27 protein-coding genes and 2 riboswitches are annotated in these 25,343 nt (G+C 37.7%); of the genes, 14 read left to right on the top strand and 13 right to left on the bottom strand.

The genetic code is table 11. The features are described 5' to 3' along the window. Positions 1-67: 67 nt before the first annotated feature. The 4 genes from ACOI1D_RS02600 to ACOI1D_RS02585 all read left to right on the top strand — a co-directional run bounded on the left by ACOI1D_RS02600 (position 68) and on the right by ACOI1D_RS02585 (position 3,051). Positions 68-640 carry a class I SAM-dependent methyltransferase gene (locus ACOI1D_RS02600; RefSeq protein WP_422499001.1) on the top strand — a complete coding sequence of 191 codons (573 nt, stop codon included), beginning with the start codon at positions 68-70 and terminating at the stop codon, positions 638-640. Positions 641-833: 193 nt separating this feature from the next. Then, a complete protein-coding gene (locus tag ACOI1D_RS02595; protein WP_422499000.1) occupies positions 834-1,616 on the top strand; it encodes a transporter substrate-binding domain-containing protein in 783 nt (260 codons plus the stop codon). A 65-nt stretch (positions 1,617-1,681) separates the two neighbouring features. After that, positions 1,682-2,326, top strand: coding sequence for an amino acid ABC transporter permease (locus ACOI1D_RS02590; protein ID WP_422498999.1), 645 nt, complete (start codon positions 1,682-1,684; stop codon positions 2,324-2,326). Then, positions 2,323-3,051: an amino acid ABC transporter ATP-binding protein gene (locus tag ACOI1D_RS02585; protein WP_422498997.1), complete on the top strand. Its 729-nt coding sequence runs from the start codon at positions 2,323-2,325 to the stop codon at positions 3,049-3,051. Before ACOI1D_RS02590 ends, ACOI1D_RS02585 begins: the two co-directional genes overlap by 4 nt. 32 nt (positions 3,052-3,083) lie before the next feature. Here ACOI1D_RS02585 and ACOI1D_RS02580 read toward each other — a convergent pair whose 3' ends face one another. Then, positions 3,084-4,166, bottom strand: coding sequence for a tetraprenyl-beta-curcumene synthase family protein (locus ACOI1D_RS02580; RefSeq protein ID WP_422498996.1), 1,083 nt, complete (start codon positions 4,164-4,166; stop codon positions 3,084-3,086). A 70-nt stretch (positions 4,167-4,236) separates the two neighbouring features. Between ACOI1D_RS02580 and ACOI1D_RS02575 the strand changes: the two genes are divergently transcribed. Then, positions 4,237-4,752, top strand: coding sequence for a gamma carbonic anhydrase family protein (locus ACOI1D_RS02575; RefSeq protein WP_422498995.1), 516 nt, complete (start codon positions 4,237-4,239; stop codon positions 4,750-4,752). Positions 4,753-4,764: 12 nt separating this feature from the next. Beyond that, on the top strand, positions 4,765-5,172 hold the full coding sequence (locus tag ACOI1D_RS02570) for a thiol-disulfide oxidoreductase DCC family protein (RefSeq protein ID WP_422498994.1): 408 nt from the start codon (positions 4,765-4,767) through the stop codon (positions 5,170-5,172). 56 nt (positions 5,173-5,228) lie between these two features. Here ACOI1D_RS02570 and metK read toward each other — a convergent pair whose 3' ends face one another. Next, on the bottom strand, positions 5,229-6,428 hold the full coding sequence (metK, locus tag ACOI1D_RS02565; protein WP_422498993.1) for a methionine adenosyltransferase: 1,200 nt from the start codon (positions 6,426-6,428) through the stop codon (positions 5,229-5,231). A gap of 235 nt (positions 6,429-6,663) precedes the next feature. Further along, positions 6,664-6,771, bottom strand: a riboswitch (SAM riboswitch). A 259-nt stretch (positions 6,772-7,030) separates the two neighbouring features. On the opposite strand from metK, the gene pckA reads away from it, so the two are divergent. Beyond that, complete coding sequence (gene pckA, locus ACOI1D_RS02560) at positions 7,031-8,620, top strand: phosphoenolpyruvate carboxykinase (ATP) (protein ID WP_422498991.1); 1,590 nt, start codon at positions 7,031-7,033, stop codon at positions 8,618-8,620. Between the two features lie 119 nt (positions 8,621-8,739). On the opposite strand, the gene ytkD is transcribed toward pckA, so the two are convergent. The 3 genes from ytkD to ACOI1D_RS02545 all read right to left on the bottom strand — a co-directional run bounded on the left by ytkD (position 8,740) and on the right by ACOI1D_RS02545 (position 10,632). Beyond that, positions 8,740-9,213 carry an RNA deprotection pyrophosphohydrolase gene (gene ytkD, locus ACOI1D_RS02555; RefSeq protein WP_422498990.1) on the bottom strand — a complete coding sequence of 158 codons (474 nt, stop codon included), beginning with the start codon at positions 9,211-9,213 and terminating at the stop codon, positions 8,740-8,742. Positions 9,214-9,352: 139 nt separating this feature from the next. Next, positions 9,353-9,673 (bottom strand): hydrolase, encoded by a 321-nt coding sequence (locus ACOI1D_RS02550; RefSeq protein ID WP_422498988.1) that lies wholly within the window; start codon positions 9,671-9,673, stop codon positions 9,353-9,355. A 128-nt stretch (positions 9,674-9,801) separates the two neighbouring features. Beyond that, a complete protein-coding gene (locus ACOI1D_RS02545) occupies positions 9,802-10,632 on the bottom strand; it encodes an ABC transporter ATP-binding protein (protein ID WP_422498987.1) in 831 nt (276 codons plus the stop codon). A 490-nt stretch (positions 10,633-11,122) separates the two neighbouring features. Here ACOI1D_RS02545 and ACOI1D_RS02540 point away from each other — a divergent pair, with 490 nt between their 5' ends. Beyond that, positions 11,123-11,446 carry a TM2 domain-containing protein gene (locus tag ACOI1D_RS02540; RefSeq protein WP_422498985.1) on the top strand — a complete coding sequence of 108 codons (324 nt, stop codon included), beginning with the start codon at positions 11,123-11,125 and terminating at the stop codon, positions 11,444-11,446. 65 nt (positions 11,447-11,511) lie between these two features. Here ACOI1D_RS02540 and ACOI1D_RS02535 read toward each other — a convergent pair whose 3' ends face one another. From ACOI1D_RS02535 to ACOI1D_RS02515, 5 genes are all read right to left on the bottom strand, one after another. Then, a complete protein-coding gene (locus ACOI1D_RS02535; RefSeq protein ID WP_422498984.1) occupies positions 11,512-12,966 on the bottom strand; it encodes an o-succinylbenzoate--CoA ligase in 1,455 nt (484 codons plus the stop codon). A gap of 356 nt (positions 12,967-13,322) precedes the next feature. Next, entirely contained in the window at positions 13,323-14,141 is an 819-nt protein-coding gene (menB, locus tag ACOI1D_RS02530; protein WP_422498983.1) for a 1,4-dihydroxy-2-naphthoyl-CoA synthase, read from the bottom strand. A 19-nt stretch (positions 14,142-14,160) separates the two neighbouring features. Further along, entirely contained in the window at positions 14,161-14,979 is an 819-nt protein-coding gene (gene menH / locus ACOI1D_RS02525) for a 2-succinyl-6-hydroxy-2,4-cyclohexadiene-1-carboxylate synthase (protein ID WP_422498982.1), read from the bottom strand. A gap of 7 nt (positions 14,980-14,986) precedes the next feature. Continuing rightward, the gene (menD, locus tag ACOI1D_RS02520; protein ID WP_422498981.1) at positions 14,987-16,726 is read right to left on the bottom strand and encodes a 2-succinyl-5-enolpyruvyl-6-hydroxy-3-cyclohexene-1-carboxylic-acid synthase; all 1,740 of its coding nucleotides are present in this window, start codon (positions 16,724-16,726) and stop codon (positions 14,987-14,989) included. Positions 16,727-16,728: 2 nt separating this feature from the next. Then, on the bottom strand, positions 16,729-18,114 hold the full coding sequence (locus ACOI1D_RS02515; protein WP_422498979.1) for an isochorismate synthase: 1,386 nt from the start codon (positions 18,112-18,114) through the stop codon (positions 16,729-16,731). Positions 18,115-18,294: 180 nt separating this feature from the next. Between ACOI1D_RS02515 and ACOI1D_RS02510 the strand changes: the two genes are divergently transcribed. Genes ACOI1D_RS02510 through ACOI1D_RS02500 form a run of 3 tightly spaced genes read left to right on the top strand, consistent with a single transcriptional unit; the run spans position 18,295 to position 19,980 of the window. Next, complete coding sequence (locus ACOI1D_RS02510) at positions 18,295-19,215, top strand: 1,4-dihydroxy-2-naphthoate polyprenyltransferase (protein WP_422498978.1); 921 nt, start codon at positions 18,295-18,297, stop codon at positions 19,213-19,215. A 15-nt stretch (positions 19,216-19,230) separates the two neighbouring features. Next, positions 19,231-19,614 carry a hotdog fold thioesterase gene (locus tag ACOI1D_RS02505; protein ID WP_422498977.1) on the top strand — a complete coding sequence of 128 codons (384 nt, stop codon included), beginning with the start codon at positions 19,231-19,233 and terminating at the stop codon, positions 19,612-19,614. A 24-nt stretch (positions 19,615-19,638) separates the two neighbouring features. Then, on the top strand, positions 19,639-19,980 hold the full coding sequence (locus ACOI1D_RS02500; protein WP_422498975.1) for a hypothetical protein: 342 nt from the start codon (positions 19,639-19,641) through the stop codon (positions 19,978-19,980). A 500-nt stretch (positions 19,981-20,480) separates the two neighbouring features. Here the strand turns inward: ACOI1D_RS02500 and ACOI1D_RS02495 are convergent, their stop codons facing one another. Both ACOI1D_RS02495 and ACOI1D_RS02490 read right to left on the bottom strand, forming a co-directional pair. Further along, the gene (locus ACOI1D_RS02495) at positions 20,481-21,059 is read right to left on the bottom strand and encodes an ECF transporter S component (RefSeq protein ID WP_422498974.1); all 579 of its coding nucleotides are present in this window, start codon (positions 21,057-21,059) and stop codon (positions 20,481-20,483) included. A gap of 239 nt (positions 21,060-21,298) precedes the next feature. Next, a riboswitch (FMN riboswitch) is annotated at positions 21,299-21,445 on the bottom strand. 70 nt (positions 21,446-21,515) lie between these two features. Then, complete coding sequence (locus tag ACOI1D_RS02490; RefSeq protein ID WP_422498972.1) at positions 21,516-22,574, bottom strand: M20/M25/M40 family metallo-hydrolase; 1,059 nt, start codon at positions 22,572-22,574, stop codon at positions 21,516-21,518. A 141-nt stretch (positions 22,575-22,715) separates the two neighbouring features. Between ACOI1D_RS02490 and ACOI1D_RS02485 the strand changes: the two genes are divergently transcribed. Then, positions 22,716-23,264, top strand: coding sequence for a thioredoxin family protein (locus ACOI1D_RS02485; RefSeq protein ID WP_422498970.1), 549 nt, complete (start codon positions 22,716-22,718; stop codon positions 23,262-23,264). A gap of 103 nt (positions 23,265-23,367) precedes the next feature. Continuing rightward, on the top strand, positions 23,368-24,369 hold the full coding sequence (locus tag ACOI1D_RS02480) for a potassium channel family protein (RefSeq protein WP_422498968.1): 1,002 nt from the start codon (positions 23,368-23,370) through the stop codon (positions 24,367-24,369). On the opposite strand, the gene ACOI1D_RS02475 is transcribed toward ACOI1D_RS02480, so the two are convergent. Then, the gene (locus ACOI1D_RS02475) at positions 24,352-24,759 is read right to left on the bottom strand and encodes a YugN family protein (RefSeq protein ID WP_422498967.1); all 408 of its coding nucleotides are present in this window, start codon (positions 24,757-24,759) and stop codon (positions 24,352-24,354) included. The two genes, ACOI1D_RS02480 and ACOI1D_RS02475, sit on opposite strands and share 18 nt — an antisense overlap. 99 nt (positions 24,760-24,858) lie before the next feature. Between ACOI1D_RS02475 and yugI the strand changes: the two genes are divergently transcribed. Further along, the gene (gene yugI, locus ACOI1D_RS02470) at positions 24,859-25,248 is read left to right on the top strand and encodes a S1 domain-containing post-transcriptional regulator GSP13 (RefSeq protein WP_422498965.1); all 390 of its coding nucleotides are present in this window, start codon (positions 24,859-24,861) and stop codon (positions 25,246-25,248) included. Positions 25,249-25,343 lie beyond the last annotated feature (95 nt).

Raw genomic sequence — 25,343 nt, 5'->3', positions numbered from 1 at the left:
CTTTCCTATATTATGGGGTTCATGGTAAAATAATATACTACAAAATAGAATTTAAGGATGTATGTATATGATAAAAGGGATTCTGCAATTTTCCCATCACTTAATAGAAGAAGCAGTCAATAAAGGTGAAACAGTAATCGATGCAACTTGTGGCAACGGACATGATACCGTGTTTTTAAGTAAAGTTGTCGGAGAAAATGGTCATGTATTTGGATTTGATATTCAAGATCAAGCCATTCAGCATACGCAGCAAGAGCTTGCACGAAACAAGGTAACCAATGCAACTATTATAAAAGATAGCCACAGTAATGCAATTCATCATCTGACTGTTGATCAGTTAACATCTCTTGGCGGTGCAGTATTTAATCTTGGGTATCTCCCAGGAAGTGATAAGGGAATTGTTACGAAGAGTGAAACTACAATCCTTGCTATTGAAGGGATTTTAACCCATTTAAAGGAAAACGGGGTCGTGGTGCTCGTGGTGTATCATGGACACGCGGGTGGCGATACAGAGAAACGAAACATCATGGAATATGTACATCAATTAGATCAAAAGCAATATAGTGTTCTGTATTATGGATTTATCAATCAGAAAAATAGTCCCCCATTTATTATAGGGATTGAGAAGAAAACTAAATAACAAACAAAGAGTCCTATTGTTACAAAAACAGTAGGACTCTTTGTTTTGTCAACTTTTGTTCTAATTAGTCATTTTGCACCCATAAACTTGAATAGTTAGAATCCTGTTTTAATATTTTGATTCTTCTTGACATGTCTGCTACCCTTTTATAGAATACAGATAGCGTTTATAAATAGGATTAGGGGGCAATTCAATGAAGAAGATAGGTTTATTTAGTCTATTATTCGCTTTAATGTTTGTATTGGCGGCATGTGGGTCAAGTGACACAGATGAAGGTAATGCATCAGGCGGAGATGGAGATGAAAAAGTATATAAGGTAGGTATTGATACAACTTATCCACCTTTCGAGTTTCAGGAGGGTGACGTTTACAAGGGAATTGACGTTGATTTAATTAATGCAATTGCCGAAGATCAGGGTTTTAAAATTGAACTGGAGCCAATGGATTTCGGTGGTATTATTCCTGCAATGCAAGCAGGTCAATTAGATATCGCAATAGCAGGAATGAGTATTACAGATGATCGCAAAAAGATTGTTGACTTCTCAGATCCTTATTTCGAGGCAGGTCTGTCTTTAGTTGTTGCAGATGGTAATTCAAATATTGCTAGCCTGGAAGATTTAAAAGGAAAAACTGTTGCAGTTAAAAAAGGAACAACTGGTGCCGATTTTGCAGAAGAAAATAAGGGAAAATACGGATACGAAATCGTACAGGTACCCGATAGTACTTCCATGTTCCAAGAAGTTGCAAATGGAACAGCTGATGCACTTATTGAAGATTACCCGGTCATTTCTTATGCAATTGCCGAAAGTGACCTTGAATTACAAGTTGTAGGAGATCGCTTAAACGGAGACAATTATGGTATCGCTGTACTTAAAGGCGAAAATGCCGAGCTTCTTAAGAAAATAAATGATGGATTAGCTGCTCTCAAAGAAAGCGGCGAATATGATGAGATACTTAATACGTATCTTGGAGAGTAATTAATAAAATTTTATTAGGGCGCGCTTTTAAAGCGTGCCATTTTAATTAGATGGGATTGAAGTAAATGGAAATCATCATTGAATCCCTCCCATATTTATGGGAAGGTCTAAAAGTAACCCTGTACATATTTATTATAGCAATAATCTTAGGATTTATATTTGGCTTAATAATGGCGTTAATGCGATTATCCCCATGGACGATCCTAAATTGGATTGCCAAAATATTTATCGATGCAATTCGTGGCACCCCAATACTGGTTCAGTTATTCTTTTTCTATTACGGGCTTAACTCGTTAGAATTTATTTCCCTAGATCGTACAACTGCGGGTATTATTACAGTTGCAATCAACGCTGCTGCATATTTTGCGGAAATCATCCGTGCTGGTATCCAATCTATGGACAAAGGACAGACGGAAGCTGCCCGTTCACTAGGGTTAACAAACACGCAGAACATGCGCCATATCATACTACCTCAAGCATTTAGGCGAATGCTTCCAACTTTCACTAACCAAGGGATAATAAGCCTTAAGGATACCTCCTTACTCTCTGTTATCGGCATTGCCGACTTAACCCAAAAAGGACAGGTAGTAATTGCTCGAACATTTGAAGCCTTTAGCATATGGATAGCGGTTGGGGTTATGTATTTCATTGTTATTTATCTATTATCCCTACTCTCTAGTTATCTTGAAAGGAGATTTGAATTACGATGACAATGATTGAGGTAAAAAACCTAAAAAAGTCTTTCGGAAGTCTTGAAGTGTTAAAAGATATTAGTGTTTCCGTTGAGGAAAAAGAAGTAGTTTGTGTTATTGGCGCATCAGGATCAGGTAAAAGTACTTTTCTGCGCTGCTTAAATCGCCTGGAGGAAATAACTGATGGTCAGGTTGTTATTGATGGTAATGATATTACGGATGACAGTGTTAATATTAATAAGGTTCGTGAAGAAGTAGGAATGGTTTTCCAACAGTTTAATCTTTTTCCACATAAAACGGTATTGGAAAATATTACGCTTGCCCCTATGAAAACACGCGGTACTTCAAAATTAGAAGCAGTGAAGAAAGCTAAAGTACTTTTAGCTAAAGTTGGCTTAAGCGATAAAGCTGACAGCTATCCTGGTTCTTTATCAGGTGGTCAAAAACAGCGTGTCGCCATCGCAAGAGCGCTTGCGATGGACCCTAAAATTATGTTGTTCGACGAGCCAACCTCCGCACTGGATCCAGAAATGGTTGGAGACGTCCTGGAGGTTATGAAACAGTTGGCTATTGAAGGAATGACAATGGTAGTTGTAACACATGAAATGGGATTTGCACGAGAGGTTGGAGATCGGGTTTTGTATATTGATGAAGGCTTAATAGTAGAACAAAACGTACCAGAAGAATTATTCAGCAACCCACAACATGAACGTACCCAAGCATTTTTAAGTAAAGTTTTATAAAAAATCGCTTAGATTCAACAACCTGAGTTTAATTACTCAGGTTGTTTTTTATTCTCAGTTAGCTTGTAATACATCCGGGTATTCCAATGGAAAAATTTCGCTTGTCGACCGCATGCACCAAGCAGTTTTTTCCTCATACTTCTACCGCCGATCAAACCATGAACTTTTCTATCACCTAAATATAATCCAACTAAGCCATTCTGCACCATCTGGTGAAACATATGATCAGGTAACTGCCTCACATACTGACGTGTTTCCTTAATAAAGAAACGTAATCGTTCCTTCATTTCTGATTGATTAACATAAAATGAGCAAAAGTTTAAATCTGCTTCTGTTTGGTCTTCTTGTTGGTCAATATAATAATCCAGTAAAATATGTAGTCCCTGCATATATGGGAAATATCCATGGTATATAGCCGAGCCCATTTCTTCTGACATCTTCCCTGCTAATGAATAGGAAACTAAACAAAAAATCCCAAGTGTTGAACCAGCTGCCGCAGAAAATTCATACCATCTCAACTCTGGGGCTTCATGTTTGTTTTTGTTAAACCATGAGGTCAGCCTTGGGATTCTTTCCTCCTCTGTTACATGCTTATGTACTTGCAGATCACCATAGAGACTGCATAAATATACTAAAACATCCTGAATATCTTCATAATCCCGGCATTTGTACACTATCTGTTGACATGTTTTAACAAGATCATTTAAATAACCACCATCATTCCGATCGTCTCGTAATTTGTAGTAATTCCCTACCGGATTTCCAGGGGTTAATGCATCGATCATTGATTGGTGCATTAAGCGGAAGTCAGCAGGATCAAGAGATGTACTTCGATCACAAAGGTTGTCTAAATAATCACTGATGGTCTGATAAGCCACGATAAACCGAATTGCATCTTTCCACTTGTCGCCAGCCAAAATGGCATATACTCCCCCACCTTGACAGTGAAATCGTTTGGAGGAAATACTTGCTAGTGCTTGCATACGTAATTCACCGTTAGGTATCTGCTCAGCACGGTCTTTCCAATATGTCAGTTCTTTATGTACCTGCGGGAGAATTTTCACATAAACTTTACCCATTAATACCAATGATGACCTCGGGACACGATACGACAAACCATTTCCTCCTTCCCAATTAAAAATATTTGTTATACTACTTATACACTAAACTTTTAGGAGGACACAAATGATACACCACTACAAAAATATAACACCAACAATTCACGAATCGGCTTTTGTTGCAAAAGATGCTTTAATTACTGGTGACGTTACAATTGGTAAAGAAACGAGTATTTGGTTTAAAACTGTCATCCGGGGAGACGTCGCCCCCACAAGAATAGGTAATAGGGTTAGTATACAGGATCTTTCAATGGTTCATCAAAGCCCGAATAATACAGTTATAATTGAAGACGATGTTACAATTGGGCATCAGGTAACCCTTCATTCTGCAGTTGTTCGTAAAAACGCTCTAATTGGTATGGGATCTCTTGTTCTGGATGGTGCCGAGATTGGTGAACATGCCTTTCTAGGAGCAGGAAGTCTTGTCCCACCAGGTAAAAAAATACCACCACGCACGCTCGCATTGGGAAGACCAGCCAAGGTAGTTCGTGAGCTCAACGACGAAGATTATCTAGAGATGGAACGTGTTCGTAAAACATATGTGGAAAAAGGACAATATTATAAACATAATACATCCTTATAAGGTGGTTTTAAAATGGGTCCAATATTATTATTCGATGGGGAATGCAACTTCTGTGACCGTAGTGTTCAATTCATTATTAAAAGGGATCCAACTGGAATATATAAGTTTGCCTCCCTGCAAAGTGATATAGGAATAAAATTACTTAAAAAACATCATATTCCTCAGAACGTGGATAGTTTTATATTAATTGAAGCAAATAGATGCTATGACAAATCTTCTGCGGCTCTACGTGTCTGCAGAAATTTAACAGGCTTATGGAAAGGACTTTATATATTTATTATTGTTCCAAAATCCCTAAGAGATTTCTTTTATAATATAATTGCTACTAACAGATACAAATGGTTCGGTAAAAAAGATAGTTGTATGATTCCTTCCCCCGACATTAAAAGCAGGTTTTTAGATGATCCAAATGAAGTATAATACAACAAAACGTCACGACTTTTATGTAACAGTGTCGTGACGCTTTTTACTATACATTATTTTTTAGTCAATGCTATTAATTCTTCAACTTTGTCTGTCTTTTCCCACGGGAACAAGATGTCTGTGCGACCAAAATGTCCATAAGCCGAAGTATTTCTAAAGATTGGCTTTTGTAAATCAAGCATCCTGATAATTCCGGCTGGTCTTAGATCAAATAACTTCCTGACCGCTTGAACCAGATCATCCTCACTAACTGTTCCAGTCCCAAACGTGTTAACAGCAATGGAAACTGGTTCTGCTACACCAATGGCATATGCAACTTGCACTTCACAGGTTTTCGCTAGTTTAGCGGCTACAATATTTTTAGCAACATATCTTGCTGCGTAAGCCCCGGAGCGATCCACTTTTGTTGAATCTTTACCACTGAAAGCACCTCCACCATGGCGAGCATATCCTCCATATGTGTCGACTATTATTTTACGTCCAGTCAGACCTGCATCACCTTGTGGTCCACCAATTACAAAACGGCCTGTTGGGTTAATAAAGTACTTTGTTGTTTCATCTAGTAAATGAGCAGGAACCATAGGGCGGATCACATGTTCAATCAGATCTTTTTCAATCTGTTCTGTCGTAAGGTCTTCGTGATGTTGAGTAGAGATTACGATGGTGTCCACTTTTACAGGATTATCATTTTCATCATACTCGACAGTCACTTGTGTTTTTCCATCAGGACGAAGATAGGAAAGTGTCTTATCCTTTCGAACGTCAGCTAACCGCTTCGCAAGTTTATGTGCTAGCGAGATAGCAAGTGGCATTAATTCTTCTGTTTCATTACAAGCGTATCCAAACATTAAACCTTGATCCCCAGCACCGATTGATGCTATTTCATCATCTGACATCGTGCCTTGGCGGCTTTCTAATGCAGTGTTTACTCCTCCTGCTATATCAGCCGATTGTTCATCAATCGCAGTAAGAACAGCACAAGTGTCTGCATCAAAACCATATTTGGCTCGGGTATATCCGATATCTCTAATGGTTTGTCGGACAATGGCTGGAATATCTACATACGTGTTTGTTGATATTTCACCTGATACCAGTACTAATCCAGTTGTCACGGTTGTTTCACACGCAACACGCGCCAATGGGTCTTTTTTTAAAATTTCATCTAAAATAGAATCTGATATCTGATCACATATTTTATCAGGATGTCCTTCAGTAACAGATTCGGATGTAAATAAACGACGATTTGTAGCCATGTGGCTAAATCCTCCCTTTATAATGTGTTACGGATCTCTGTCTTTCCAGTATAAAAAATTCTAGTAACTATTGTTACATCAAGGTCCTTTTATGAGGATGTTCAAAAATTCTTAAAAAAGTGCTACTTCATTGATTAGCAGTAATGCTCTCTATAATGAAACACTTCAATTTTGAACAACTTTAAACAAAAAAAGCCCTTCCTGTGTTCATGAGGAAAGGTTTAATGGCCATTTCCTCTTATTGTTCAAGGATAAGATCCTTGCATCAGGTTAGCACCTTTTCACCAAAGTGATGGTTGCTGGGTTTCATAGGGTCTGTCCCTCCACCAACTCTGAATAAGAGAGTATCCGTTCAGAATTTATCGTACCGAAATCAGACTCCAGTGTCAAATTTATTCAATCAAATTAGAAAAAAATTACAACTAACTCCACAAAAACATAAATTAGTATGGAATAATATTTCTAATGTGTTATACTAATGGAAATTAGTTTTTAATACTGACAAATTCTTTTTTAAGTTTAAAACTTTTTACAATCATAAGTCGAGATTTAATAAAAATTTAAAATTAAAAAATCCATCCAAAAAAGGCAGGTATGTTTATATGAAATCGGTGGAACAGTCATCACAATTACAGGAATTAACATCACTTAACAGTGTGAAAAAAAACTTAACTGTACCTCGTTTAGTAGAAAGAATATTAGATCGCAATGAAGGTACATTAGTTTCAACAGGTGCTATTCAGGCAACAACTGGAACATACACAGGCCGCTCACCTGAAGATAAATTCATTGTTAGAGATGAAACAAGTCAAAACCTTGTTGATTGGGGCCCAGTTAACCAGGCGATTGATGAAGAGTCATTTGAAAATCTTTATGATAAGGTTATTAACTATCTTAAGGAAAAAAATGAATTATTTCAATTTAAAGGATTTGCGGGTGCAGATAAAAATTACCGCCTGCCTATTCAAGTCATTAATGAATATGCATGGCATAACTTATTTGCAAGACAATTATTTATTACACCAGATGAAGAAGAATTGGAATCCCATAACCCTGAATTTACGGTAGTATCTGCACCTACGTATAAAGCTGATCCTGCAGTAGATGGAACAAATTCAGAAACTTTCATACTTGTTTCCTTCAAAAAACGTATTATTTTAATCGGGGGAACAGAGTACGCTGGTGAAATTAAAAAGTCTATTTTCTCAGTGATGAACTACCTTTTGCCACAGCGTGAAATACTATCCATGCATTGTTCAGCGAATGTGGGCCAGGAAGGTGATGTTGCATTATTTTTCGGACTATCCGGTACAGGTAAAACAACACTCTCTGCTGATCCATACCGCCGCTTAATCGGGGACGATGAACATGGCTGGAGTCCAAATGGTGTATTTAATATTGAAGGCGGATGTTATGCGAAGTGCATAAACCTGTCCCAGGAAAAAGAACCACAAATATTCGATGCCATCCGTTTTGGTTCTGTGTTAGAGAACGTGGTTTTTGATGAAGAAACAAGAGTTCCAGATTACGATGACACATCTTTAACTGAAAACACACGTGCAGCATATCCTTTAGAAAATATTGATAACATTGTTTCTCCAAGTGTGGCGGGACATCCCAATACAATTATCTTTTTGACTGCAGATGCATCCGGTACACTGCCTCCTATCAGCAAATTGACAAAAGAACAGGCAATGTATCATTTTTTAAGTGGTTATACTAGCAAGTTAGCTGGAACAGAGCGTGGAGTAACAGAACCACAAGCAACATTCTCAGCTTGCTTTGGATCACCATTCCTGCCACTTGCTCCTTCAACATATGCAAAAATGCTTGGTGAAAAAATTGATCAGTTTGACTCAAATGTGTTTTTGGTAAATACCGGATGGACTGGTGGTTCATATGGTGTAGGAAATCGAATGAAGCTTGCTTATACACGAGCTATGATTCATGCAGCACTTGAGGGTGAGTTAAACAATACCGAAACAACTAAAGACGAGATCTTTGGTCTAGAGGCACCAATGCACGTGCCGGGGGTTCCTGACGAGGTATTAGTCCCGAAGAATACATGGGAAGATAAAGAAGCATATAAAACAGAAGCAAAAAAACTGGCCTTAAAGTTTCACGAAAACTTCAAGAAGTTTACAAAGGCTGATAAAGAGATTACGCAAGCGGGTCCACTTTATAAAGGTTAATAATGAACTACCAGTCTCCCCCGTTGAGACTGGTAGTTTTTTTAATACGTGTTTAGCTACAAGTGACTTTTTAATTCAAAGTAAAACAACGACTCCAAGTACAAATCAGGAGTCGTTGTTTAAGATAAATATTCTTTTTTAATTTTTTTCATACAATGCGTAAGTACATCATCTTTCATAATAAAGCTAAACCTCGAATTGAATTGTACATTAACAGGTACTGCCTCTAGCAAAACTGGTCCATCTGTTTCGAAATAAGTAGGCTGGCTCACTAGCTCACTTACAATTGCATAATAAACATTTTTTATTACAGTTCCGCCCTTGCCTGCAACATAATACTGACCTATATAGCTTATTTGTTCTACTACTCCGCCAGTTTCTTCTTTAACCTCTCGTATTGCGGCTTGTTTAGCACTTTCGCCTTCTTCCACTTTGCCACCAGGGAATTCCATGCCCCTGTCCTTATGTTTAGTTAATAACCATTTGTTTTTGTAATTACAAATAACCCATACATGTTTTGGTTCTTTGGAAAAATAGTGGTCTTCAAATGTTAATTTAACTTCATTGTTATAATAATCTCTGAATGTATTCATTTTTTCAGCTGCCTTTATCCCCATTAATTATCTTCTATATCTATATTCCTTTTAAACAGCTAGTATAAACTACTTTTCTTAGAAACACCTCGTATGTGCTCACATTCATCCAAACATTTTCACTGTTACTTATAGATTACTACAAATGTTTATCTGATAAAACCCCCATTGATTCTATATGTGCCTTTGTCTGATCGTTACCCAATTCGTAAATCATTTGAAACGCACCCGTCATCCCCATATCATAATCATCATTTGATTGATCATTGTGATAAGACATAATAGGTACATGGGCACGAAAAAAAGCTCGGGTATTCGCTGAATCCATGTCGTTCATTTTTTCTCTGAGTAATGTAACCTCATCCCCCGTTGCATGGATGATAAAACTTTCATTGTTACCAGATTTAACTTGTGATATCTCTTGTGTTCCCATATTAATAAAAAACTTCTTCTTTTCCATTCTGCACCTCCTACCCATTAATTTGGCTAAAAATGAGGGAAGCATGTATGGAAATTAAAATATTTAGCAGAATGAACTAAAAAAGCTGGCATATAAAGCATCCGCGATGCCTCAATACCAGCTTAGTATTATACGGTTTGTTTTGTTGCTTCCTGCGTTCTATTAGCGAAAATACAACGTCCTTTTCCATGAGGAATACACATTGGTGTACCAAACATTGGATCAAATGTCACGTCACATTTCATTTCAAAAACATCATGTACTAAATTACAGGTAACAATCTCTTCTGGTTTACCTTGTGCATAAACTTTCTTATCCTTAATTGCTACTACATGATGTGCATAGCGACAAGCCAAGTTTAAGTCATGCAATACCATAACAACCGTCCGACCATCTTTTTCGTTCAATTCAAACAACAAATCGAGTACATCGATCTGATGCGTCATATCCAGGTAAGTAGTAGGTTCGTCTAATAAAATAGTATCTGTTTCCTGAGCTAAGGTCATAGCAATCCATGCCCGTTGACGTTGACCACCTGATAATGAATCAACAGAACGATCTTGGAGTTCAAGCATATTCGTTGATTCCAATGCTCTGTTTACCGCACTTTCGTCGTCCTTTGACCATTGCTTTAAAAAGCCACGATATGGATGACGTCCCTGCTTAACTAACTCCATTACCGTTAATCCTTCTGGCGTTACAGGACTTTGTGGAAGAATCGAGAGCTTTTTTGCAACCTCTTTTGTACCAAGTTTAGCAATGTCCTGACCGTCTAAAACGACATCGCCACCCTTGGGCTTCAGTAAACGGGCCAATGAACGTAGTAATGTTGATTTCCCACAACCATTGCCACCAATAAATACTGTGATTTCGCCTTTAGGTATTTCTATATTTAGATCGTCTATGATTATATCTTCACCGTAACCAAGAGTTAAGTCTTGCGCTTTTAATGTTTGCATTGGAATCACTCCCCTACATCCCACATGAAAAACTACATGTTTGAACGTATTCCTCGTAAAAATTAATGTATTTATAGTTTATTATTTTTTTATCAATTAGTCAATGATTTTGAGAATCTTTATCAATTAGTTTTTAAACTTTTGTGTGTGAACTTGTTTTCCCTATTTGGATAATAATTAAATAATACGTTGGTATTATATTATTTTCCTGGCTTATTTTTAAACATTTCTCAAATATTATAAATTTTATATCTAATTTCATCAAATAGTGTTATATTATGTAAATAAAAGTAAAATATTGGTATTAATACCTCGATTTACATCAATCAAAAAACCTTGTCCAAAAGATGTGCAGGATTTGCAATAATTTTGGGTAAAAGCACATGGGCAAACAACGAAAAAAGATAAAAAGAACCACAAAACAACTTAGTATTAACTATGTTGTAGACAGCATAGTTAATATAAATTTTATTAAAAGGGGAAATTAGGTATGGATAATTTAATCTTAAAAAGAGATTTAACTGCAGAACAACTATCAATGGTTGATGCAGAAGTTGAAAGACGAGGAAAGAATAAGCTAGTTATGTACGTTTTATGGTGGTTTACAGGTGTTATCGGTGGTCATCGTTTTTATCTTGGTGATAATGGTTATGCATTAGGTATGTTATTCACTCTTGGAGGACTAGGTTTTTGGGCACTTATTGATGTATTTTTAATTGGTAAAAGATTAGAAATAAAAACAACTCAACTTGAAAGAGAAGTAATTGAAAAAGTAAAAGTTGTGGATAACGGCAGAAAAGCAGAGTCTGTATAATACTATTCTTAATTAGAAATCATAAAAAACGTTTGGATTATTCAATCCGAACGTTTTTTTATGTTTCATGAACTTGGCTTTAGTAAATTTTTTCGTAACAGCTTGTTGGATGCATTTCGTGGTAATTCTTGTATAAAATAAATCTTCTTTGGGGTTTTATATTTTGCTAAATGTTCCAATGCAAATTTAAAGACATCCATTTCAGAAATAGATTCATCATCTAGAACAACAAATGCAACTGGTACTTGTCCCCATTTCGAATCCTCTACCCCTGTCACACCAACCTCATTTATTCCTTCCATACCCGAAAGAACACTTTCGATTTCTGATGGATAGATATTCTCTCCACCCGAGATGATTAAATCCTTTCTTCTGTCTACAACATAAAGGAACCCTTCTTCATCCAATCTACCTAGATCACCAGTTGATAACCAGCCTTCCTGCAATGCATTATCTGTGGCCTGTTTATTTTTGTAATAACCTCTTGTAACCATAGGGCCTTTAACGACTATCTCACCGACACCATCAGTATCCTGGTCTACAATTTTCAGCTGTGCAGGAAAAAGAGACTTCCCTGCAGAACCAAGTTTTCGAAGTGCATCTCCAGGGCTAAGTGTTACAATTTGTGATGATGTTTCTGTCATGCCATAGGATTGAAAAACAGGAATTTGCTTTGCTTTTGACTTTTCGAGCAATCCTTTAGGTGCTGGTCCGCCACCTAAAAGCATACAACGGAATGATTCAGGATATTCTTCCTCACCAAGTAAATCGGTTAGCCGTTGGAGCATTACTGATACAACAGAAACAATCGTAACATCACGGTTCATAATTGCATGATGTACCTTGTGCTCATCAAATTTTTCCAACAAGTATATAGGCATACCATAAATAACACTTTTTAACAGGAGTGAGAAACCTCCGATATGAAATAATGGCAAGGCCGCCAGCCATTTGTCGTTTGCATGAATTCCGATGTTAAGTGCAGATCCAGTCGCACTCCACCAGTGATTTCCGTATGTATGTACGACGCCTTTTGGATTTCCTGTAGTTCCGGATGTATACATGATTGTGCATGGGTCATCTAAAGCTACTTCAGCAGCTACAGTGACGTTTTTCTTCTCAAGCATGTTTACGTCACTAAAAGATAAAACAAGGGTGCCAAAATTCATTTTTTTCAACTGCGGTTTTAAGGTATCAACTGACAAAATCAAAGCTACTTCTGCATCCTTGATTTGGTAGTTTAACTCTTTTTCAGTTAAACGAATATTAAACATCACTGCAACCGCTCCGAGGTAACTTAATGCATGTACAGCAATGACCATTTCCGTAGAGTTGGTTGAAAATATTCCTACCTTTTCCCCTTTGTGTATGCCTTGACTAGCTAATTTTTTTGCGAATGTTTGACTTTGATCTTTGAGCTGTTTAAAAGTTAAACATTCTCCGTTTTCCAATTCTATTGCCGTTTCATTTGGCGCAAGGTTTGCTTGCTTTGTCAACCAGTGCGGAAGAGTTTCACTCATGCTTTGTTCCTCCATCAAGTTAAAGTTAGTGAAAAAACCTTTGCTAGAGTTAAGCAAAGGCTTTTTCCATCTTCATACTGCGTAATATTTTGTTTCAGCAGTTTTCTTGTCTAGCTGCTAGGGCTAGCGGCTCGTGACGTAAGCAATTGACACTCCGAGCACGAAGCCCATGTGCTCTACGGTCTCTTGCTTACGCAGGTCGCCACTACCAAGCCCTCTACGCTTTTCTTGTCTAGCTGCAGCTCCTTGGGGTTCGCGACATAAGCAATGAACACTACGAGTGCATAGGTCACGCACTCTTCGGTTCCTTGCTTATGCGTGTCACCCCAGTACAGTCGCCTACGCTTTTCTTGTTATCACGGGAAACGTGGGAATTTTTTAAAGTCTGGCTTTCTTTTTTCTTTAAATGAATCGCGACCCTCTTTTGCTTCATCAGTTGTGTAGTAAAGAAGTGTTGCGTCGCCTCCCATTTGTTGAAGTCCAGCCAGGCCGTCTGTATCAGCGTGAAATGAAGCTTTAAGGAAACGTAATGCTGTTGGTGATTTTTCAAGCATTTCTGTACACCATTGCATTGTTTCTTCTTCTAATTTGTCTAAAGGAACAACTGTGTTAACTAATCCCATATCCATTGCTTCGTCTGCACTGTATTGACGGCATAGGAACCAAATCTCTTTGGCACGTTTTTGCCCCACCATACGAGCTAACAGTCCAACACCATATCCAGCATCGAAACTTCCAACCTTAGGACCAGTTTGCCCAAATACTGCATTGTCTGCTGCAATTGTTAGATCACATACTAGGTGAAGAACATGTCCTCCCCCAATAGCGTAACCAGATACCATTGCAATAACAGGTTTAGGAATTACACGGATTAAACGTTGCAAATCTAAAACGTTTAGACGAGGGACCTGATCATCTCCAACATATCCACCATGTCCTCGTACAGATTGGTCTCCACCAGAACAAAATGCTTTCTCTCCTGCACCTGCTAAAATAATAACGCCAACTGATGAGTCATCGCGCGCATCAGCAAAAGCATCGATCATTTCATTTACCGTCAGTGGTGTAAATGCATTGTGTTTTTCAGGACGGTTCATTGTCACTTTAGCTACACCATCATATTTTTCATAAGTAATTTCTTTATACTTTTTTGCTTCTTCCCATTGAACACTCATTAATTTTCCTCCTCATGAATTATAGTGCGTTTCTTGTTTGTTTATGTAAAATAAACTCATTTACTATCTTACCAAAAAAATCGGTTTGTTCCACGTGAATTGCATGACCAGCTTTTTCCGCAATCATTAATTTGCTGTTAGGAAGCAGATTTTTCATGGATTTATTAATCTTTATGAATTTCGAATCCCATTCCCCTACAATTAGTAAAACAGGTAGTTTCAATAAATGAAGTTTGCCCCACCAGGATGGTTGTGCGCCGTTCCCCATATACGTAAGGGACGTGATTAATCCTTCTTTGGTTTGTGACAACCGTTCTTCTCTTATAGATTTTTGTGTTGTCTGAGGTAATTGTTTTTGCGAATCAAAGAGTGGAATATTTTGCCAAAAGTCAACAAATGCTTCTATACCATTAGAATTTATTCGGTCTGCAATCTGTTGATCCTTTTTTATTCTAGCTTTCCGCTCTTCTGCTTTTTCAAGTCCTGGCGAGGAACTTTCTAATATTAGGGACTGGACACAGTCTGGATAAGACAGCGCAAACGATAAAGCAGTTCTACCACCCATCGAATAACCAAGAAGATGAATTTTTTCATGTCCAAGTTGTTTTAGGATTTCTCTTATATCCCGTGTACAGTCAGTCATAGTTTTTGGTGTTGATACTTTTGTTCTTCCATGTCCTGGTAAATCAATTCTTATAACTTGGAACGATTTTTCTAACGTTGAAGCAAGTGACATCCAGGTTGAAGTACTACCGGTGAATCCGTGTAAAAGCATAATTGGCTCACCATGACCACTAACCTCACACCAATAGTCAGATTCATCGACTGTAACAAACATAATCTTCTCACTCGCCTTTTAAAATTTCGTTTTCTATCCGACTCCATTGCGTGCGGTGCCATTCCATATTACTAGTTCTGTCTGTTTTAACCTCAACAACAGATACCCCTTCATATTGGTAGCTTTCAAACAACACATCCATGAGCTCACTCTCTCTTGTAACTATATGATGCTCTCCCCCATACATAGTAATTGCATGAGAAAAATCAATACCATGTGACGTGCCAAATAATAACTCGAACTTATCTTTTTCCTTCTGTTGTGGAAGAAATGAAAAGATCCCCCCACCATCATTATTAATTAAAACTATAGTTAAATTAATATTGTAATGTTTGGCAGCTAATAATCCGTTCATATCATGGAAAAATGAAAGATCACCTAAAAGCAATGTTGTAGGCTGTCCATTTGCCGCAGCACCAAGTCCGCTCGATACCATCCCATCAATTCCGTTTGCTCCACGGTTTGCTAATATCGATAATTGTTTTGGGGTGGTCATATAAAATGTATCTAAATCACGGATTGCCATACTATTCCCAACATATAAAGTACTCGCTTCTGGGATGGATTCCATTAAGCACCGTACTGCAATACCTTCTGTAACCGCTCCATCACTTGTTGCACTTATTAGATGTTTCTTGGCTATCTGGTTCATTTTTTGCCATTCCTCAAGCCAATTTTTATCTATAGCCACTCCATGGTCTGCCGCTTTCAGGTCTTCACATAAAAGCTGTGCGTCTCCATAAATGAATTCCGTACGATTTCCGGCAGGTTCACGGTAACCACTATGTTCTTCTACAATATATTGTTCAGCATCCATATGCTCTTTTACGTAAAACAGAAAGGCCTTAGAAACCGGCATTGCACCAAAACGAATAATAAAGTCTGGCTTTAGTTTTTTTCGAACCGCTTCGTTTCTAAGGAAAGCATCATAGCCTTCTATGATTAAATCCTTATAATGTTCCCCAGACCTAATCTGTGATAACGGATCCGCCAAGATTGGAACATTCCATCTTGCTGCCAATGCTGTAATAGCTTCAGCCAAATCTTCATTAATTTGTGGACCACAAACAATCAGCCCACGTTTTTTAGTTTGCAATTTACCGAGTAAATACGTTATTGCAGAATGATCAAGACGTTTTTTTCCATTTATGGTTGGAAAATAAGATGAATTATCAATGCTCCCCCATAAGTTTTCTAAAGAAAAATCGGGAATTAGTGGTTCGCGAAAAGGAAAATTTACATGTACTGGTCCTGCATTCCCTTCCGTTGCACTATGGGCTGCTCTTGAAGCTTTTCTCCTTGCGTAATCTAACATTTTAGGGTCTGCATCAGGTATAGCCATTTCATGGAACCATTTTACATAATCGCCATACATCTTCAATTGGTCAATCGATTGTGGTGCACCAACATCCCTTAATTCATGTGGGCGATCGGCCGTTAATACAACTAATGGAACCCTGCTGTAGTGTGCCTCCACTATTGCTGGAAAATAATTTGCTGCTGCTGTACCTGAAGTACAAACAATTGCAACAGGTCGCTTTGATTTTTTTGCTCTTCCCAATGCAAAAAATGCAGCTGAGCGTTCATCGATAATCACCCATTGCTTCATATCTGCGTGCTCAACAATAGTCATTGCTAAAGGCGTTGATCGTGATCCTGGTGAAATAACAACCTCGGTAACGCCACTTTTTACTAATTCGTCCACAAAATTTGCAGTATAACGTGTTAAAGCTTCAATATGACTCATGTTTATCCCCCTAAAACAGTTAACATTGGTAAAAGTTTTATATTTGTTTCTTCGTATTCTTCTTCGGGATCAGAGTCTCTTACAACACCACACCCAGCAAATAAAGAAGCTTCGTCACCTTGAATTAGCCCGGAACGAATTGCTACAGCAAACTCCCCATTATTGTTATGGTCAAGCCATCCAACAGGGGCGCCATACCAGCCTCTATCCAACAATTCATGTTCTCGAATGAATTGTAAGGATTTCTCTCTAGGTACCCCACCCAATGCAGGGGTTGGATGCAGCTGTTTGATAATATCAAACATATTAACATCAGGGCTGACTATAGCTGTTACTGGAGTATATAAATGCTGTAGATTTTTTAATGGATAAATAATTGGTTCCCTCGGTACATTTATGGTTGAACAGTATGGACTTATAGCCTCTTCAATCATTTTTACTACAAAATCATGTTCGCTTCGATTTTTGTCATCTTCTAGTAAGTTATCCGCTAATAGTTTGTCTTCACTTAATGTGTTTCCTCTTGGTGCAGTACCGGCAAGACATGTAGAAAGTAAATGATCTTCCTGTATCTTGATTAGCCTCTCAGGTGTAGCCCCAACAAAACAGTCCTCTCCGCGTTCAAAAGCAAACACAAAGCTGTTGGTTTGTGTCTCTAATAAGTCATGTAGTACAGTGCTGATTTGAGCTTTCCTGTTTAGTTTTACTCTCAACTCTCTGGAAAGCACAATTTTTTCAACTTCACTAGTTTTTATTTGTTCTGTTGCGAACTGAACGGTTTGCTTCCATTTGTCAGGCTCTATTTCATATTTATCAAGAATCACCGTATTTGTAGGGATATTTACATCATTACCAAGTAAGGTTTCAACTTTTTTATTTAGTTGGTTTGTCAGGTCGCTTGTCCTGTCATTTTCAGACACGTGAACATTCATTGTCAGATAATATTCATCCTCATGCTTTGTTAACATATAGGCAGCTACAGTAAATTCACTATCGGAGAAGTTGTCCCACAGCAAAGTTCTGGCTTTGTCAGGGTCAAATGCCATCCCCCCCATCGCAACTAAACCTGTCCCTGGTTTTTCATATGGATTATGGATGATTGCTTGTTGCTTTACCCTTTGCCATTGTTCGTTAGTTTCTTTAAAACGATTATCCGTTGCTTCTATCTTATAAGTAGCCCCTACCCCGACCATAAAGAAGTCCTCGGCTGTACTTGACCAAAACGAACGGTTTTTACCTAATTGCTTTGCAGCTTCAAAAAAGTGAAGCGGATCAACTGCTTCTATTTTTTTTGTAACACTAACCAATTGCTTCCGCTTTTCTTTTTCTGCTTTATTTATAGCTCTATTAAGTACTGATTCAAGTACTTCTTCTTTTGTTTCAATCATAATATAAACCTCCGTCACGCGATACACGAATACATACATATCCTATTTTATTCCCTTTTACCCCAATTCTCAAGAAAAGGAACTATTTTTTATTAATATCTCATTAATTGTCGATTGACACCCAACAGCAAATTGCCATAAACTTAATGAGATATTGCACTTATTAGGGAGAGAACAACAATGGAATCGACGAAACATGCCTTAAATGAAAAACCAGGGTTTCAGATATGGTGGCGTTTATTACGTCCACACACCCTCACCGCTTCTTTTGTTCCTGTTTTTGTAGGAACAATGCTAGCACTTAATGAAACATCACTTCACTTCTTACTATTTTTAGCCATGTTACTTGCATCCATACTTATTCAAGCAGCAACAAATATGTTTAATGAGTATTTTGATTTCAAACGTGGTTTAGACAACGAAGAATCAGTAGGAATTGGAGGTACCATTGTACGCGATGGCATAGGACCTAAAACCGTCTTGTCTTTGGCACTTATTTTCTTTGGTGTTGCAGCTTTATTAGGTTTATATATATGTGTAGAAACCAGCTGGTGGGTTGCAGCTATTGGTTTAATCTGTATGCTTTTCGGATATTTATATACAGGAGGCCCTTTTCCAATTGCCTATACACCATTCGGGGAAGTCTTTGCCGGATTTTTTATGGGAACGGTTATTATCGGGATAAGTTTTTACATTCAAACCTCAATTATTACAGCTAATGTGGTTTGGGTCTCTATTCCAATTGCGATTTTCATTGCGTGTATCATGTTATCGAATAATATTCGTGATTTAGATGGTGATAAACAAAACGGTCGCAAAACCATAGCGATTTTATTAGGGAGAAAAAATGCTATAGTTTTATTAGGAATTTTATTTTCTGTTGCATATGTTTTAACCGTTATTTACATCATTGTAGGAATGCTGCCGATTTGGTCGCTCTTGGCACTAATCAGCACCAAAATGGCTTTTGAAGTCGTAAAAGCCTTTAAAGGAAAATCAAAGCCTATTGAAATGATGCCAGCAATGATTTTAACTGGAAAAACGAACAGTATGTATGGATTATTGATGGGGATCTCCCTATTAGTAAATTCACTAATCTAAAGGAGTGAACCGTAAATGGACCTTACTAATACATTGATGGAAACATTAGGGATTGAGTCAAAATCATTAGACAAAAATTTGGTTGTTATGACAATGCCAGTAGACCATCGAACAAAGCAGCCTATGGGATTTTTACATGGGGGAGCAAGTGTTGCACTTGCTGAATCTGCCGCAAGTATTGGTGCTTATTTAAACGTCAACCCGGAGCAAGTCAGTGTTTACGGCATTGAAATTAACGCCAATCATTTAAAAAGCAAACGTGAAGGAATCGTTACTGCTAAAGCAACACCTGTACATTTAGGCAAGTCAACTATGGTTTGGGAAGTTAAAATTGAAGACGAAAAAGAAAATCTGATTTGTTTATCACGTTGTACGATTGGTGTTGTACCAATTAAATAATTCTTTTGAAGGAGGAGATTAATCATGCTTAGTAATAAAAAACTCGAATACTTCAAAAAAACTTTACTTGAGATGAAACACGATGTTGAACAGCAATTAGAAAAAGACAATCAGGGCCCAAATGAATCAGCTCAAGAGTTAGCAGATTATGACAATCATCCAGCAGATATGGGTACTGAACAGTTTGAGCAAGAACGTGATGCAGGATTAAGACTTGTAAAAAAACAACGGCTACAGGATATAAATAACGCATTAGACAGAATTGAAAATGGTACATTTGGTAAAAGCGAAGTTTCAGGAAAACCAATTCCTGAAGAAAGATTAGAAGCTGAACCAACAGCAACCATTTTAGTCGAAGAAGCATAAACGAAAACTGCTCTTTCCAACAGGAAGGGCAGTTTTTTTATACTAATATTATAAACTGCGAACTATGTGCTGAGTTGTTTTCCGCTGCGGACCGTTGCTTTCCGCGGGCACGGCCTCAGCCTCCTCGAGAAAACCACTCTGCGGGGTATTCGGACTCGTGCTGTTCTAAGCAAGAGTCAACGGTCCTCCACTCCAAACAACTATCGTAATAGTAAGTGAGCCATAAAGTGCTGTATAAAACATCACCTTAGCGAAGGAAAAACACGAAGACTCCTGCGAGCGAAGAGTGTTGAGACCCCGCAGTGAGCGGTCTTTGCGACCCTAGGAGACTCAGCGCAAGCCCTAAGGTGCGCGTAGTGATTTTTCCGCAGCGGTTATTGAGCATCGAACATGATTTTTAGTTACTTCGCAGTTTGTATCAACTGCGAGGTTTAAGGAGCAACAAAACCTAACAAAAAAGCTAAATCTCAACATTAAGATTCAGCTCCAATTTTATACTACTATGCAAGATTTGCTCTTTTTTGCTCAATCCAACTACGCATTTTTATAAATAGCGGAACAAACAGCATGCCGACAACAATACCTTTAATTACATTAAATGGTAAAACACCCGCGTAGACAGTGAAGAATTTCACACTATCCGACATAGTACCCCATCCCATAAACCAAGCGTAAGCAGGCAGAATAACAAAGTAATTTAGGACACTCATAGTTACAGCCATTATAATCGTTCCAGTTATTAAACCAGAAACAATACTCTTTACACCCTTGTACTTATGGTACAATATCGCGACTGGTACGATAAACAGAACACCGGATAAAAAGTTTGCTGTTACACCTATTGGTTCACCAGATCCTGATAATACTAGATAAAGCAGATTTTTAATTGCTTCCACTGCAACACCGGCAAGTGGCGAGAAGATCAAAGCAGCAATCAGAGCCGGTACGTCACTAAAATCAATTTTTAGATATGGTGTTGGTAAAAATGGCACTGGGAAGTTTAAGAAAAACAGTAAAAACGAAATAGTTCCAAGTAAAGATAAAATTATTAATTTAACTAACTTTGATGATTTTTGCATTTTCAATTTCCTCCATCTTGTTATCGATTCAAATCTTTGATGAAGGATAAGCTTTTTCCTGCTTAGAAAACTAGGGCTTATCGCCAATCTTTATAGTGAATGCCCTAGTTCCACTTATGCAGAAAGAAAGTTTTTATACTTTCTTTCTGCATAAAAAATTAAAACCCAAAAACCATAGTAGGCTTCAGGGTTTAGAAATCACAGGAAAATAAAGGCGCAAGTTGCACCTAAATATGCTTAATTATCTTCTCCCATCCAGACTTTCACTGTCGGTCCTGGAGTTTCACCAGGTCAACCACTTTGCAACTGCATCGTGGGTCACGGACTTAGAACAAGTTTTGTCCCTCACCGTCGGTCGGGAATTGCACCCTGCCCCGAAGATAGAATCGATATGTTATTGTACCATTTATTATACATGTTACATCAGTATTTTAAAAGTCCTTTGTTCCAAAATTTTTAATCCTCTAACGGATTTAGACTTTCGTCTCCTGTAAGTCCTGCAATCATTGTCACAAGTAGTTCAATTTCTTCTTCTATATCCTGGAAGCTTGCTGTTTCAACTGGAGAATGCATGTAGCGTAAAGGTAGCGATACTAGTGATACAGGTACACCTCTACCTGTAAGCCGCATTTTGTCTGCATCAGTTCCTGTCATTCTTGGTGTTAGTTCATATTGCACATCCATTTTTAAGCTTTTGGCTGTTTTTTCAAGTAACCGATTAATTTTAATGTTAATTGGTGCACCTTTTGCAAGAACTGGTCCACCGTCTAAACGAACATCACCATGTTTGTTTTTATCAACTGCTGGGTAGTCCGTTGCAAATGTAACGTCGCATGCGATTGCCATTGTTGGCTCAATACCCGCTGCAGCAAAATATGCTCCACCCATGTTTGTTTCTTCATTTACTGTACTAGCGGCATATACACCAACTTTACAGCCCTTTTTGGCCAACCTTTTTAGTACTTCTGCAACGATGAATGAACCTGTACGATTATCCAGACCTCTACCGGCTAAATAGCGATCCATCAAAATTTCCGGCTCAGTTTTATATACTGCGAGGTCACCTATTTGCACGTATTTCGTCATCTCTTCTTTTGATTTACAACCGCAGTCTATAAATAGGTCTTCAAGTCCGAATTCATTTTTGAGACCACCATGATGCTGGGCATTAACACCTATGACGCCAGTTATTGTTTCTGCATAGCCTAAAATGGTTACTTTCATCCCAACAGCGGCTTTTGGATTAATACCACCCATTTTATCAAAATGTAGATATCCGTTATCATCGATGCGATTCACAACCAGGGCAATTTCGTCACAATGTCCTGCCAGCAAGACTTTAAACGGTGCATCTGGGTTCAAAACACCAATTGCATTACCTGCATTATCAGTACGGATTTCATCTGCAAAATCCTTAACATAATTCATCCACTTTTTTTGAATCTCCATTTCATTACTTGATGGCGATGGAGTGTTTAGTAGTTCTAATAAAAAATCTTTGTTAGCTTGTTCCATTGAAAAATTCCTCCTATAACAATTAAATAGTTCGCTCCAATTACATAATAGCAAACTTTTTTAACTAGAGCACTTTTGTTTACGAAACTTGACAAGTTGGGTAAACTTTTATAAGACAGATTAAAAAAAGGAGTGAAGTTAATGACATTAAACAATTGGTATGAAAAGGGAATGTCCTCTGATGAATATATAGAATCGATGGAGAAGCATAAGGAGAACCTACTACATATCTATGACAATTTCTCTGCCCCAAATGATGAACTATTTTTTCAAAAGGTAAAAAGCAAGCGGCTTCGTGTACTGGTATTAACAGAAGATTGGTGTGGCGACGCTATGTTAAATATCCCTATCCTTTTGCGAATTGCAGAACACTCCAATATTGGTGTATCCCTGTTACCAAGAGATGCGAATCTTGAACTCATGGACAAATACCTTACGAATGGAAAATCAAGATCTATACCTATATTTGTTTTCATTGATGAAGCAGGTAATGAAGTTGCAAAATGGGGTCCACGTGCCGAAAAAATCCAACAGTTTTTGGATGATGCACGCGCTAATTTACCTAGCAAAGACACAGATGATTATCAAGAAAAGCTTGGCGAAATGTTGCTATTTATGACAAAAACTTTTCGTGATAATACTGATTTTTGGGATGAGGTCTACAAAAGTATAAAGAAATCATTACAATAAATTGTGTTTTCCTACTAATTAAATGATAAGACATCCCCTGGGGTGTCTTTTTTTGTGTCTAATTGTCCATACTGATAAAAAATCTTAAATAAAAGGTGACCACATGCGTACTCAACTTTTTAAGCATATCTATTACCGATTACCAATCACGTTGCGTCTGCTAGTCACTGTTTTTCTCATCATGATGCTTTTTGGTACAGTTATTCATATAGTCGAACCAAAGGAGTTTCCAACGGTCTTTGACGGAGTATGGTGGGCATTTGTCACAGGTGCTACAGTTGGTTATGGTGATTATGTACCCTTAACAGTGCATGGAAGAATTATTGGTATCTTACTGATTTTATCTGGTGGTGGGCTGCTTACGTTTTACATTGCAACGTTGTCAACAAGCACCTTCAAACAAAAAAATGATTTATCTAGGGGTAAGGTTACTTATAAAGGGAAAAACCACATTGTAATAGTTGGCTGGAATGAACGTGCCAGAAAACTTGTTGATTTAATTATTTCCAAGAATAAGTTCGCTGAAATTGTTCTGATCGACAGTACCCTAAGGCATCTATCATATGACCATACACCTTTTCACTTTATTAGTGGCGAAGCAAGTGTAGATGAAACACTTTTAAAGGCAAACATAGATGCAGCTAAGTTTGTTTTGATTACAGCTGATACATCTAAAACGGAAAAAATATCTGATCGACATACTGTTTTGACAACAGTTGCTATAAGAGGAAACAATACCGCTGTATACCTGTTGGCTGAAGTATTAACTAACCAAGTAGAAAATACAAAAAGAGCGGGTGCTACTTCCATCGTTCAACCTAATGATTTAATTAGCAGTTTACTTTATCAGGAATTATTTTCCACAGAAAAATTTAGTCCTGTAGAAATGATTGATACCCTATTAAAAAATCAACAGATTCAGCGACAAAAACTCCCTGCAAACCTCGAAGGATTATCATTTGGAAAAGTAGCTTATCGTTACTTTAACAATCACCAGGTTTTGCTAGGAGTTAAACGTAACAACGTATGGGAGATAAACCCCGAAACTGATACTGAACTACAATCAGGTGATATATTGGGCGTATTGTCAGCTCGGGATGAGTAATCCTTCTACACGTTTGGTTAAATCTTTTCCCATCTCTATATATTCGTGCGGCATCTCTGCATCCGGATTTGTAGGTGTTTGGAATTGATCAACTGCACCGCTTAATGCTCCAGTTTCTGCTTTTTCATCAATGCCTTTTTGATATTCATGGGCAAGTAAGAATGGTTTATCAACGCGGACAGTAACTCCGGGATAATCAAGAGATCCAGCAACTGCATAAAAAGGGATCCGTAAATAATAATACGCTTGTTTATTGTCAAGCAGATAGTCGAAATATCCGCTATCATAATCCCAGCTTGATCCGATGACAAATCCTTCTGGTTTAAGCAATTCCTCTAAAACATAAAGAGAGAACATGGTATTTTCAATAGTAGAATCTATTGGGACCATTTTTATCATCCTTCCGATTTTTTTTGCTTGAATCCACAATTTGTGGTAAAATGTTATATTGTGTGAAAAGAATTGAAATAGGTATAGGAGTTGTTCAGCATGACAGACAAGTTTGAAACTGGTCAAGTACTAGAAGGAAAAGTTACAGGAATTCAACCATACGGTGCATTTGTTGCTTTAGATGACGAAACACAAGGATTGGTTCATATCTCCGAAGTTACACATGGTTATGTGAAAGACATTAATGAGCATTTAACTGTTGGTGATAGTGTAAATGTTAAGGTTTTAAACGTGGATTCGGATAAAAACAAAGTGTCATTATCAATCCGTGCTACAGAAGAAGCACCAAAGCAACAAACGAAAGCACCTAAAAACCAACCTGTTCAACAGCAGCAACAAGATAGTTCAGCTGGTTTTAATACGTTAAAAGATAAGCTAGAACAATGGATTGAACAATCTGAAGAACGCGAAGAAACATACAAGAACTAATTTTGCTTAAGAAAAGGCCACTCACCATTGCTACTATGCAAATAGTATATTTGGTTAAGTGAGCCTCTTTTTTTAGCAGGAAAGAAAGTATAAAT

The sequence above is a fragment of the Virgibacillus sp. DJP39 genome, from assembly GCF_049310925.1.
Lineage (GTDB): Bacteria > Bacillota > Bacilli > Bacillales > Amphibacillaceae > Virgibacillus_F.
This window is presented reverse-complemented; position numbering and strand designations above follow the sequence as displayed.